Annotated in this window: 11 protein-coding genes and 1 pseudogene; 6 read left to right on the top strand and 6 right to left on the bottom strand. The window is 72.4% G+C overall.

The window, feature by feature from the left end; genetic code table 11:
* The first annotated feature begins 463 nt into the window (after positions 1-463).
* From ACFYT4_RS21140 to ACFYT4_RS21150, 3 genes are all read left to right on the top strand, one after another.
* Positions 464-1,723: a ricin-type beta-trefoil lectin domain protein gene (locus ACFYT4_RS21140; protein ID WP_389270961.1), complete on the top strand. Its 1,260-nt coding sequence runs from the start codon at positions 464-466 to the stop codon at positions 1,721-1,723.
* On the top strand, positions 1,716-3,161 hold the full coding sequence (locus tag ACFYT4_RS21145) for a DUF6056 family protein (protein ID WP_389270964.1): 1,446 nt from the start codon (positions 1,716-1,718) through the stop codon (positions 3,159-3,161). Before ACFYT4_RS21140 ends, ACFYT4_RS21145 begins: the two co-directional genes overlap by 8 nt.
* A gap of 196 nt (positions 3,162-3,357) precedes the next feature.
* The gene (locus tag ACFYT4_RS21150) at positions 3,358-4,998 is read left to right on the top strand and encodes an APC family permease (RefSeq protein WP_389270967.1); all 1,641 of its coding nucleotides are present in this window, start codon (positions 3,358-3,360) and stop codon (positions 4,996-4,998) included.
* A 63-nt stretch (positions 4,999-5,061) separates the two neighbouring features.
* Here ACFYT4_RS21150 and ACFYT4_RS21155 read toward each other — a convergent pair whose 3' ends face one another.
* Positions 5,062-5,508, bottom strand: coding sequence for a hypothetical protein (locus ACFYT4_RS21155; RefSeq protein ID WP_389270970.1), 447 nt, complete (start codon positions 5,506-5,508; stop codon positions 5,062-5,064).
* A gap of 285 nt (positions 5,509-5,793) precedes the next feature.
* Positions 5,794-6,729, bottom strand: coding sequence for a hypothetical protein (locus ACFYT4_RS21160; RefSeq protein WP_389270973.1), 936 nt, complete (start codon positions 6,727-6,729; stop codon positions 5,794-5,796).
* Positions 6,730-7,225: 496 nt separating this feature from the next.
* On the opposite strand from ACFYT4_RS21160, the gene ACFYT4_RS21165 reads away from it, so the two are divergent.
* From ACFYT4_RS21165 to ACFYT4_RS21175, 3 genes are all read left to right on the top strand, one after another.
* Entirely contained in the window at positions 7,226-7,771 is a 546-nt protein-coding gene (locus ACFYT4_RS21165; RefSeq protein ID WP_389270976.1) for an ATP-binding protein, read from the top strand.
* A gap of 506 nt (positions 7,772-8,277) precedes the next feature.
* Positions 8,278-8,598 carry a hypothetical protein gene (locus ACFYT4_RS21170; protein WP_389270979.1) on the top strand — a complete coding sequence of 107 codons (321 nt, stop codon included), beginning with the start codon at positions 8,278-8,280 and terminating at the stop codon, positions 8,596-8,598.
* Between the two features lie 397 nt (positions 8,599-8,995).
* Positions 8,996-9,424 (top strand): cold-shock protein, encoded by a 429-nt coding sequence (locus ACFYT4_RS21175; protein WP_389270982.1) that lies wholly within the window; start codon positions 8,996-8,998, stop codon positions 9,422-9,424.
* A 165-nt stretch (positions 9,425-9,589) separates the two neighbouring features.
* Here the strand turns inward: ACFYT4_RS21175 and ACFYT4_RS21180 are convergent, their stop codons facing one another.
* The 4 genes and pseudogenes from ACFYT4_RS21180 to ACFYT4_RS21195 all read right to left on the bottom strand — a co-directional run.
* A complete protein-coding gene (locus ACFYT4_RS21180) occupies positions 9,590-10,060 on the bottom strand; it encodes a hypothetical protein (protein WP_389270985.1) in 471 nt (156 codons plus the stop codon).
* Positions 10,061-10,240: 180 nt separating this feature from the next.
* Positions 10,241-11,059 (bottom strand): APH(3'') family aminoglycoside O-phosphotransferase, encoded by an 819-nt coding sequence (locus tag ACFYT4_RS21185; protein WP_389270988.1) that lies wholly within the window; start codon positions 11,057-11,059, stop codon positions 10,241-10,243.
* 365 nt (positions 11,060-11,424) lie between these two features.
* Positions 11,425-11,571: a hypothetical protein gene (locus ACFYT4_RS21190; RefSeq protein WP_389270991.1), complete on the bottom strand. Its 147-nt coding sequence runs from the start codon at positions 11,569-11,571 to the stop codon at positions 11,425-11,427.
* A gap of 221 nt (positions 11,572-11,792) precedes the next feature.
* Positions 11,793-12,412 (bottom strand): annotated as a pseudogene (locus tag ACFYT4_RS21195) (helix-turn-helix domain-containing protein); the annotation flags it as partial.
* Positions 12,413-12,419 lie beyond the last annotated feature (7 nt).

Below are 12,419 nucleotides of genomic sequence, written 5' to 3' on the forward strand. Positions count from 1 at the left end.
GTTCCCCGAGCCTGCGCCGTCCGGGCCGCGGCGGCAAGGCCGTTCCGCCCGGGCCGCCCGGGCGAAAGGACCGGCCGGCGGCCGGGTACGCCCCCTCGGTGTGGCGCCCTCGGGCGTCGAGCGGCCCGGCCGCCGCGACTGACGGAGTACGCGTCACCACGGGATGGATGTACCGCCTGCGAGTGGCCCCGTGCTGCGGCGTGTCGGTTGCATCCGCCTCACCGCCGAATGATCATCCGCTGGGCAGCCGCACGGCGGAAGGAAGTATCGGGTGGATCACAACCGGCGTCGCCCCGGCCGCCCGTCCCGTGCGCCCGCGATCGCGGCGGTGCTTGCCCTGGGCGCGCTGGCGGGGCCCGCGTGCTCCCCCGCAGCGGTTCCGGGTCCGGACACGATGCCCGTGTCGTCACCCGCGTCCGCACCCGCCGGGGATCCGCCGCGGTGTCTTCGCACCCTGGTGGGTGTGGCACACCCCGATGACGATCTGTTCTTTGTGAATCCGGAGGTCAGACGGACCATTCGCGCGGGATGCCCGGTCGACACGGTGTATCTGACCGCGGGCGACGGCGGACGGACGGACCGTCTGAAGGCACTGGAGTACGTGGCCCGGAGGGAGTACGGGGTGCGTGCGGCCTATGCGGAGATGGCGGAGGCGCACAATCGCTGGGACCGGTCCGATGTGCGGGCCAACGGCGTCATGGGGCGTTCGTACCGCCTCGCGGACCGTGCGCGGAACGCCGATGTGCGGCTGACCTTTCTGGACCTGCACGACGGCCTTCCGCGCGGTGAAGAGACGAACAGCCTGCTCAGGTTGTTCAACGGGAACAGACATCGCATCCAGGGGTTCCAGAGCACCGCGAGCTACACGGAGGACGAGCTGCTCTCCACGCTGTCCGCGCTGGTCCGTCTGAGCAGGGCGCAGCGCATCCTCACCATGGACTACGACAACGCCTCGTTCGCCTTCGGCCTCGGCGGCGGCGTCGACCACAGCGACCACGGCATCGGGGCCCGGTACATCCGGAGGGTGGCTTACGAGCTGGGAATCCCCGTGACGTCGTACCTCGCTTACACCATGTCGTCGCTGAAGGCGAACCTCACCCCCGGGCAGTCGGCGGAGAAGAACGAGGTGGCGCGGTGGTACCTCGCCCACCGGCGGTGCGGCATCACCGGCACCTGTGCGAATGTCTCCCCGTACCGCGGCCCGCTCCAAAAGGACTGGAGCCTGTGGATGCACCGGCAGTACGAGCAGATCCACCGGGATCCGCGTCCCGGGGAGATCCTCGGCGACATCGGCCGGACCACCAGCCTCACCGGCAGGGACCCGTCGCAGTGCCTCGACGCCGGTGCACCGCGACGGGCCACAAAGGTCCGCATTCACGGCTGCGACGGATCCGCCGCGCAGCGATGGGACATCGGGACCGACGGCACGATCAGGCCCCGGCGCGACCGTGCCTCCTGCCTGACCGTGATCGGGGCGGCCGTCGGGCTGGAGCGGTGCGAGAGTGGGCGCGCAGACCAGAGGTGGTCGCGCGAGCCGTGGCGGAGCGCCACCTGGAAGCGCTCGGCCTGGCGGATCGCGGGCGATGGAAACCGCTGCCTGTACCAGGACGACCGCGAACTCCCGGCCCGCCCGGATTCCCGGGGCCGGCAGAGCCCGAGGCTGACCCTCGCCGACTGCGGTACGGGACCGCGGCCCGAGCTGTACTGGCGCCGGCATGGCTGACCCCGCGGCCTCCGGTTCCGGCGCACGTCGGCGGGGGACTGCCCTGTGGGCGGTGACGCTCTGTCTGCTGCCCCTCGGCCTGCTCGCCGCGGCGGCCTGGTTCGGGCAGTACGTGCGGCCCGGTGCGGACGACTGGTGCTTCCTTCCGGTCACCCGTGACGGCGGTGTGGGCGACATGGTCCGCAAGTTCTATCTCAGGGACAACGGGCGGGTGGCCAACGCTCTGCTGGTGGGGCTGTACGCGAGGTTCGGGGTCGCGGGACACCAGTGGTTCGCCCTCGTCAGCGCCCTCGTCATGCTGGGCGTCCTGTGGACGGTCACCGCCCTCGCGCTGCGCAGAGCCGCCCTGACGACCCCCCGCGGAATCCCCCTCCTGGTGGCGTCCATGCTCACCGCCGTCTTCCTCTTCGCCACACCCAACACCTACAAGACGTTCTACTGGCCCGCCTCCTCCGTCTCCCACACCCTCGCACCCGTACTCGCCTGCGCCGCCGCCATCCCCCTCCTCCTCGCCAGAACGGACCAAGGACGGACAGCGGCCCTGATCGCCGCCCTCCCGGCCGGCTGCTTCCTGGGCACCCTGTCCGAACAGGCGTCGATCGTGGGCCTCGGCGTCCTCTTCTGCGCCTTCGTCCTCAGCCCCGCGATCCTCGCCGAGCACCGGCGGGCCTACGCGCGCCGGTGGTGCCTCACCGGGATCGCGGGAATCGGCATCGGAACCCTGGTCCTGCTCGCCTCACCCGGCGCCCGACGACGTCGTACGCGGTACGGCGCGGACGCCTCGATGTTCTCCCCCGACGCCCTGACCGGCTCACTGCGCGGCTTCGCCCACATCGTTCTCACGCTTCTCACGACCTGGCAGTACCTGGGTGCGGTAGCGGCCGGGCTGCTGCTGGGCCTGCTGTGCCGGCGCGGCACAGGACGGCCGGCGTCGATCGTGCTGACGCACCGTCGGCTCCTCGCCACCGCCGGTGTCGTCACGTTCCTCGTCTCCGGCTACCTCTGCACGGTGATCGCGTACCCCTTCTTCGGCCCGGGTGTGGCGTCGGCCTCGCGGGCGTGGAACGACTACCTCCTGCTGTACACCGTCCTGCTCGTCGGCGCCGGCGCGCTCCTCGGCCGTACGCTGCGGCTGCGCGCCGGGCCCGTCGGCGCCGCGAGGGTGACGGGCGCGGCCGTCTGTGCCGTCTGCTGCCTCGCCTTCGCGGTCTCCCTCGGCCGACTGGCGCAGGACATGAGCGCACGGGCACAGGCGTGGGACCGCCAGGACCGCTGGCTCCGCGCCCAGGCGGCGCACGGCGCCCTGAGCCTTCCCTACAAGCCGGTGTCGGTCAGCGGAATGCGAGAACCCTTCAGCGAGCACGGGAGCTGGCCGGCCGCGTGTGTCGCCAACTACTACCAGGTCGACCGCATCACCCACGCGACACGTCTCCCGTGAGTCGAGGGGCTCGGGCCGCGCGACCGGGGCCGTGTCGCCGCATGCCGCGCACGGGTGCCGCCGCGCGACCCGTCCGGCGCAACTCTTCCCCGTTCCGGTGCGGTTGGCCGGTGATCGGGACATAAAGGGAGAGGTCCAGCAGACGCCCGGCGTACGGCCCGCGTCCTGTTCATCACCGGAACGAGGGGGCACACCGATGCCGAAGGCGACCGCCCCCGAGGTGTCCCGCAACCCGGGTCTCAAGCGGGACATCGGGCTGATCGGCCTCATCTGGAGCTCCGAGGGATCCATCATCGGCTCGGGGTGGCTGTTCGGTGCGCTGTACGCCGCGCAGGCGGCCGGGACGGCGGCCCTCCTCTCCTGGGCGATCGGGGCCGCCGCCATCATCGTCCTGGCCTTCGTCCACGCGGAGCTGGGAGCCGCGTACCCGGTCGCGGGCGGCACCGCGCGCTTTCCGCACTACGCCTTCGGGAGCGTCGCCGGCGCCTCCTTCGGCTGGTTCTCCTGGCTGCAGGCCGTCGCCACGGCACCGATCGAGGTCATGGCGTCACTGAACTACCTCAGCGTTCACGCCGACTGGGTGCAGTCCGGCAAGAACCACCTGACCGCCGCCGGATACGGACTGGCCGTCGCCTTCATGGCGTTCTTCGTCCTCGTCAACTTCCTCGGCATCAGGTGGCTCGCCCACACCAACAGCGCGGCGACCTGGTGGAAGGTCGCCGTCCCCGTCGTCACCATCGTCGCCTTGGCCGTGACCGCGTTCCACGGTGAGAACTTCGGCCACCAGGGCTTCGCCCCGTTCGGCGCACAGGGCGTGCTCTCCGCCGTCACCACCAGTGGCATCATCTTCGCGCTGCTCGGCTTCGAGCAGGCCGACCAGCTGGCCGGGGAGAGCCGCAATCCCGCGAGGGACATCCCGCGGGCGGTGATCGGCTCGATCCTCGTCGGTGCCCTGATCTATCTGGCGCTCCAGGTGGTGTTCATCGCGGCGCTGCCCCAGAGCGCGTTCGCCAACGGCTGGGCCAACCTGTCGTTCCCCGACAAGGCCGGCCCGTTCGCCGGCCTCGCCCTGACCGTCGGGCTCGGATGGCTCGCCACGCTGCTGTACATCGACGCGGTCATCTCGCCGACCGGGACGGGCCTGATCTACACCACCGCCGCTTCCCGGGTCTCGTACGGCCTGTCCCGCAACGGCTATGTGCCCGCCGTCTTCGAGCGTACGACGAAGCAGGGGGTCCCGTGGTTCAGCCTGCTCTTCGCCTTCTTCGTCGGGCTCATCGTGTTCCTGCCGTTCCCCACCTGGCAGAAGCTGGTCGGCTTCGTCACGTCCGCGAGCGTGCTGATGTACGCGGGAGCGCCTCTCGCCTTGGGGTGCCTGCGCAGACAGGACCCGGACCGGTACCGTCCGTACCGCCTTCCCGCCGGCCTGTTCTGGGCCCCCGTCGCCTTCGTCGTGTCCAACCTGATCATCTACTGGGCGGGCTGGGACACCCTGTGGCGGCTCGGTGTCGCGATCGTGCTCGGGTACCTGCTGCTGGGCGGCTCGGCTCTGCTCCGGCTCAACCCGAGGGTCCCCCGGATGGACTGGCGCTCGGCGCAGTGGCTGCCGGTGTATCTCGTGGGCATGGGCCTGCTCTCCTGGCAGGGCGGCTACTGCAGCGCGGGACCGGCCGCGACGGTGGCCTGCGGTGCGACCGACGCCATTCCGCTGTGGTGGGACATGGTGCTCATCGGCGTGTTCAGCCTGCTGATCTACTACTGGGCGCAGTCCGTGCGGCTTCCCGCCGAGGAGACCCAGGAGTACATCGGCTCCACCGCCCTGACGCCCGGTCACTGAATCCGGGACGGCGGCCGGGCCCGGTGGTGCCCGCCGGCGGACGGCCCGCGCCCCGGGCCGTCGTCATCGGTCCCGCCGGATCCAGTGGGCGCGGCGCTGGTAGCGGGCGACCGCGGGTGTCCCCGCAGGAGGCGCGGCGGGCCGGTCGGTGTCCTCGGTGGCGGCCCGGGCTGTGTCCTCGGCGGCGGGCGGCGCGGCGGTCGGTGCCGGCGCGTCCGCCGGCGGGTGGAGCCCTTCCGCCGAGTAGATCGTGGTCGCGATGGTGTCCACGAGCTGTTGCTCGGTGAAGTTCTCGGAGCCGGGGACGTGGGGGACGAAGCCGATGAGGACACCCTCACCGACGATCTCGGCGTCGAGCCCGGCCGCTCCGTCCACGTCCCAGAGCGCCTCGATCCCCTGGTCGAGAACCACACGGATGCCGACCTCGTAGACACCCGCCTCCACGACGTGGGCCATCACCCCGCGGGCGCGCAATGCCGACACCATACGGCCGGCACGTTCCGCATCCATCTCCGGTCCACCTCCAGTCCGCGCGCCCGCCTCCTCGGGGCGAGGCATCCGAACGCCGAAGCGTCCGAGCGGTCGACGTGTCGGAAGACGGAAAGCCGCATGGCCTTCCCGCCTCCCGACGGTACTCCGCCACGTCCGGACGCGTGCGCCGTGCCCGCGCGGGCACGGCGGGGCAGTGGGCCCCGCGTGGGGTACGCGGCCGACTGGTCCGGGCGCCGGGGGCCGCTCTCACCGGGTGCTCCCGCCCGCGGCCCCGCTTCCGGCGCGGACGGTTCCCCGGGGGTGTCAGGCCCCGCAGACAGCGGCTGTGCGTACGGAGCCGCCGGCGTTCTCGTCGTCGGTGCCCAGCACTCCGGGGACACCGTCGTCGCAGGTCAGGGCTTCGATCTTGTGGCCGGGGAAGGCCAGGTAGGGCGTCGGCAGGATGGGGGCCACCACCTGCGGGCCATACGGGTTGACGCGGCCGATGTGGTGGACGGCCGAGTCGAAGGGGCCGTCGTCTCCGGGGTCGGACGCCGAGGTGACGAGGACCCTGCCGGAGGGGGAGACCTCCAGGTCGCTGATGTGCCGTACATCCTCGCGGGGGTAGGGGACACGGACCGCCGTGGTGTGCCGCGGACCGAACGAGAGACTCTGCCAGTCGAGGAACGCGGTGTGCAGCAGGGCGGGGTCCTCGTCCTGGCCGCGGTGCGCCCACAGCGCGACCAGCCGTCCGGTGCGACCGGTGAGGGTGAAGCCCTCGTAGTTGTCGCCCGCGGCGACGCCGGGGACGGTGAACTCCCGCACCACCCGGGCGGAGGTGCCGTCCTCCAGACGGAGGTGGTAGCCGTGGCCCGAACTCTCCAGGGCGACGAACTCCCCGCGCCGGCCGGGGACCTCGCTGAGGGCCTCCAGGTCGACGGGGAGCCGATCACCGTCCCAGCGCAGCTCCGTGGTGCGGGGGGCGGATCCGGGGGTGAGAAGGATCCGGGAGAGGCGGCGCTCCCCGGCGCGCTTGTTGTCGTGCACCACCAGCACGTCGGTGCCGTCGCCTCCGTGCGCCAGCACGGCCGTACCGCTGATGCCCGCGGTGATCCCCTCGCCCGTGCGCAGCCAGCCGTCCGGAGCCCGGGAGGTGACGGGAGTCGCGGCGGTGACGGGAGTCGCGGAAGCGGCCACGGCGAGGGCCAGGCCCGCCAGCACCGCGGCGGCCGGCCGGCCGCGCCTGCACAGAGTCCTCATGGACCGCACGCTAGGACGCCGCCGGCCCCGGCCCGGTCTCCGGCGCGGCCCGCTCCCCCGGACGGCCCCCGCGCCCCGCTCCTTCCGGAGTCACGCGGCCGCCCCGTCCGGCCGCGCGGTCCGCATCGCCGTGGTTCCCCGGGCATCCGGCCACCGGAGCGCGCAACGGCCCGGGCCCGATGCCGAGGAGTGCCGCCACGGACGCCGGGAGAGGCCGGGGCGGGGCCGCTGGACAGTGGGGCTAGGCTGTCTTACGGGTCGGCGTGACGCTGGGCAACGGGCCTCGGGCCGTTGGCTCGCGCCTCCTCACCGTGTGGGACGGGACAACTCCGGCGCAGAGCCGTTCGAGGCCGTCCGCTCTCCCGCACAGCTCTCCCCTCTTCGCACGGCGTTCCCCTCTTCCAGGACACCACCGCCTCGGACCCGTGCGCCCGCGCACAGGGCGCCTCCGGGGCAGGAGCGGGACTGCCCCACCACCGACGAAAGGTTTCCGATCATGCGGAGGTACATCCTCACCGGCACGCCGGGCGCGGGCAAGACGTCGATCCTGCGCGGCCTGGCCCGACTCGGCTACGGAGTCGTCGAGGAGGCGGCGACCGCGCTCATCACGCAGGCGCAGGCTCGGGGCGAGGACGAGCCGTGGACACGGGAGTCCTTCGTCGACGAAGTCGTCGCCCTGCAGAGGCAACGGCAGTCGCAGGCTCCGGCGACCGGCCCGGTCCAGGTGTTCGACCGGTCGCCCGTCTGCACCCACGCCCTCGCCACCTATCTGGGGCGGCCGGTGTCCCGCGCGCTGAGCGCGGAGATCGAGCGGATCACCGCCGAGGGGATCTACGAGTGCCAGGTGCTTTTCGTACGCAACCTGGGGTTCTGTGAGCCGACCCGTGCCCGCCGTATCGGATTCAGGGAGTCGCTGGAGTTCGAGAGGATCCACGAGCAGAGCTACCGGGCCTTCGGCTACGAACTGATCGACATTCCCGCGGGAGACCGGGAACAGCGGGTCGCCGCGGTCGATTCGTTCCTTTCAGGGCACGCTCCCTGAGCGAGCCTTGCGCCCCGCGTCCGTCTCTTCGGCTCCCCCGCACACGCCACCGCGCTTGCCCGCGATCGTGTGTGGTCCACGGCGGGCTACCGGACCCGTGGGAACGCGACCGGCGGCCCTGTCCGGTCAACCGGGTGACACACCGTGAACCCACCTTGGGCGTACGGCACTTGACGGTGCGACAGTACGGAAAGCGGCCTCAGCGCACTGCCGCCCGGGCCGGGTGAGGCGGATCCTGGCAGCGGAGGATCGCCCGGCATCCCGGCGGTCGTCGCAGGTCACGGGCCCGCCGGGGCGTGGCGGCCCCTTCCGCTTCCCCGTGCGTCGCGTGGTCCGGGCGGCGGTGGGAGCGCCCAGGCACCCGGCCGGGCGACCGGAGACGGCGGTCGCAGCGCGTGACGTCCGCCGGGGCGGTTACGGCATAGTGATCTCGCTGTGCGCCCGCTTCCGCACTGTGAGTGACGGAAGGTGTGGGCCCTCAAGATCCATCCAACTGGAGGTTCGTCTTGCGTACCCGACGTACTGTCGCCGCCCTGTTCAGCGCCCTCGCCCTGGGCGCGAGCGGGCTCGTCGCGGCTTCCGGACCGGCCACTGCCGCGCCTGCGGTGACGGCCGATCCGTGCACCTACGTCTTCCTGTCGAACGGCGGCAGCGAAGGGCTGGCCATCACCTGTGAAGGCCACCCGTTCCGCGCGTTCGTCAGCTGCCAGAGGGGTGACATCGAGACCTACCGGAACTTCGGCGCCCTCGTCCCCTCCGGCGGGACGTCGACCGCTTGGTGCGAGCTGGGCGACATCCTGATCGGCGGAGGTGGCGCCCAGACCTGACGCCGTGTCTGCGCCGGCGGCCGGCACGCCGTCGGCGCAGGCCGAACAGGCGCGCCCCGCGGCCGCGGACCGCGGTCGTGGCTGCCGAAGGACCGGCCTTCCGGGGTTCCGTACCCTCCGGATCACGTGCTCCGGTTGCTGTGTCCCCTTGCGCCGCGGGGAGTTCCCGTGATCGGACGACCTCTCCGGGCCGCGCCCGCACGGGCGGAGGGCGGTCCCCGGGCGGGCGCAGAGTACGAGCGGGGCGCCGCGAGTGCCGGGACGGGGTGGTCGCAGATGGCCGGACCGGTGTGCCGCAGAGGGTGGTCACTCGCCCCGCCGGGCGTCCTGGCCTATCGTAAGGCCGCAGGGTGCCCTGCTGGGCAAGAGGTCTGGTTTTCATCTGGGGGTGGGTGGCGTGGTCGCCGGTCGTGTGGTGCGGTTCGACAGTACGCGGGGTTATGGATTCATCGCTCCGGAGCACGAGGGCGAGGACGTGTTCCTCCATGTGAACGATCTGCGGTTCCCCGAGCAGTACGTACGCACCGGCCTCGCCGTGGAGTTCGAGATCGAGGAGGGCGACCGCGGGTTGAAGGCGTCGTCCGTGCGGATCGCCGAGGGCGCCGAGGGCGGGCCCCTGACACCTGTGACGGCGTCCCTCCCGGGCCCGGCCGGAGTGACCGACGGCGACGACTCCCTGTGTGATGTCCTCAGCGCGCACGAGTACATCCAGGAGGTGACCGAGGTCCTGCTCTCGGCGGCGCCCTCACTGACGGGGGAGCAGATCCTGCAGATCCGCGTCGGCCTGTTGCAGTTCAGCAAGAACCACGGGTGGACCGAGGGCTGACCGGCCGCACACGGACCGGCCCTTCCGTCGGGGTGGTCCGACGGTCCGTTGTCCGGTGTGCTCCGGCCGATGGACGTGGTGAGGTACGGCGGGGTGCCGGTGCCCGGCCGTACAGCACCGCTGCCGGCCGGGGGCGGTCACGTCGGAGCGATCCCGTCGGGGCGCTCAGGTGCACCGGCCGTGGTCCTGCTTCTTGATATGAGCGGTGTAGTCGTTCGAGACCTTCACCCACACCGCCGACGCACTTGTCCGGTTGTAGGTTCTGGTGAAGTCGGTCCACCAGAAGTACCCGTCGAACTCGACGGTGTAGCACCAGCCCGCGTCCACCCGGAAGGTGTCCCAGTCCTCGCTCTGCGGAGTGCGGTGACTGCCGCCGATCCACCGCTGTTCCTGCGCCACCCCGCCCGAGGAACAGACGGGTGTCGTGGTCGTCGTGTCTCCGGTGGACGTCCCGCCCACGCACCAGTTGCGCGCGACCAGGACGGGTTGTGCGGTGTCGTTGGCGGTCCCCGAGCACAGGGAGCCCGTGCAGCCTCCGGCGTACGCCGCCGGGGCCGGTCCGAGTACGGTCACCAGCGCCGTACAGGCGCCGATCACCGCCAGACTCCTCACCCTGTTCCGTAGACGTGCGGTCACCGCGGGCCTCCTTGTCGGTCGCATCGGCTGCACAGCAGAGCCGCGGCAAGTATGGCTGCCAGAGGGCCTCGGCACAGCGGGGCACGGCGGGAACACGCCAGGGAACGCGTCACCCGCGGAGGGACACATACCGGGAATTCGCATGTCCCCCAGGGGGCGGCGCGCCGCGCTCCGGCCGTGCTATCCCCAGGTGAGGGGGTCGAGATGGAGGTAGAACCGCTCCCGGTCCCGGTCGACGGCGATCCCGTACCGCCGGGCGAAGGCGTCCTCGGCAGCGTCCGATCGAGCGCCGTCGGCCCAGGTCTCGCGGGCGGTGGCGAAGAGGAGAGCGAGATCGGCGTGGGGATCGGCGCGTCCGAGGCGTCCGAGGTCGATGAAACCGCGCACCGCCGACGTCTCCGGGTCGAGGATGATGTTGGGCAGGGTGAGGTCTCCGTGGCAGACGACGGTCTCGGCGGCTTCCTGTTCGAGACGCCGTTCGAGCTGTAGGGCAAGGCGGGCGAGCAACACGCCGGGAGGTGTCGTCTGCTGTTCGACGGGCAGGAACTCCGGATTGACCGCACCCCGCGCGACAACATCGCGCGCGGCGGCGAACATCCGGGTGAGATCGCGGCTGAAGGGACACCGCCGAACGGGCAGATCGTGCAGCCGCCGCACGGCGTCCGCGATCGGCCCCCACGCCGCGTCGAGCGACCGGGCCGGGACGCGGTCGGCGGGAATGCCCTCCACGGCGCCGGTCACCAGGCACGCGGCGTCGGCGCTGACGCGCCAGTCCAGCACAGGCGGGCCCGGGACACCCCGGCCGTGGAGCCAGTCGGTCCGGTCCCGCTCCTCCTCCAGCGAGGTCGTCCCCGGGGCGGATACGCACTTGGCGTAGCGCGACCCGTCGGCGGAACGGAACACACGGGCACCGGACTCACCCGAAGTGACGGGCTCCCAGGAAACGCCGTCCCGGCCGTCCCGCAGAAGTGTCCGGATGACGGAGGTCGAGTCGATCACGTCTCCCACCCTAACCAGCAGGCCCTTCACGGGCACACGGTTTCCGCGTGGAGGAGGCACGGTGGCCGCTCCCCGTCCCGGCGGGCCGGGCCGATGCCCGCAGAGCCTTCCCGTACACGGGCGATGCCGGCCGCTGGTGTGCGGGTGCCGAGCCGGTGGGCCCGGTCCGCGGATGCCGACCCCGCCCCGCCGCACCCGTGGTGCAAGGGCCGGACGTCCCGTACGGCGCGCGGACGGTCTCGTACGACCGCCGTGGGGCGCCTGCGTCACCCGCGGCGAGGAGTGCCGCCCTGGGTGTCGGGACGTCGGCGGCGACAGTCCGCTCACCACACGGCCGCCGGCTTCCCCGGGGTACGGGCCGCCGCTCAGCGGCCGGACAGCAGCCAGGTGCCCAGTCCGGACGTCACCGCTGCCGCCAGCGCGGTGAGGAGCCGTACCGGCAGCCGTTCGGCCGTGATCCGGAGCCCGCCGACGCGGATCTCTGCATAGGGGCGGGGTCGGGAACGGGGCATGGGAATCTCCCTCGGAGGGTACAACGGAGCTTGGTGTCGCGCCGGTCCGGATCGGCACCGCCAGTCTGGGCCGACCGACCCCCAGCCCGGAACGGCATCTGCGGGCCACGTCGGTCATAGGACGAACGGCTTGTCCTCGGCAGGGGCGTCCGCCACAGAGCGCGGCACGGCCCACCACACAGGCCGCGCGGACGGACGAGCCCGGCGCACCACGCCTTCCGTCAACGCGTCTCAGGGCCGAACCGGCGCCGGTACGCCGACGGCGTGACACCCGTCGCACGGCGCATCACCGTGCGCGGATGGGCGGCGGTGCCGAGCCCGCTGCGCCGTGGGACCGCCTCAAAGCGCGTCCCACCCCGTTCGATCAGCCGGCAGGCGAGGGCGATCCGTTCTCCCATGAGCCAGGTCGGCGGAGTGGTGCCCAGTTGCGCATGGAGGTGCAGCGTCTCGCCGGGTCGGCCGTCGGCGCGGGCGTCGAGGTCCGGCACCGTGAGGGGTGTGTCGAGCCGTTCGCGGGCCCAGGCCGGGCCGGGTGCCGGGGACTCGTCCGGCGGGTCGGGCACGGGGCGCTCCACGAACTGCCGCTGCCCGCCGTCCCGGTGTGCCGCGAACACCAGCCGCCGGCTCACCGAGTCGGCGGTCTCCGCGCCGTGGTCACGGCGGACGACATGCAGCCCCGGGTCGGGCGCGGGCCGCGCTCCCTGCGGCGGTGAGGAGGTCACCGTCGTCCACGAACAGCACGTCCGGTTTCGAGCCGGACGGAGGGGAAGCGGGCCCGGAAGGCGTCCGCCCGCTGCCAGTGCGCGGTGGCCCGGCGCCCGTCGAGGACCCCGGCCTCGGCCCGTGCG

The sequence above is a fragment of the Streptomyces sp. NPDC004609 genome (genome assembly GCF_042873655.1).
In the GTDB taxonomy this organism is placed as follows: Bacteria; Actinomycetota; Actinomycetes; order Streptomycetales; family Streptomycetaceae; genus Streptomyces.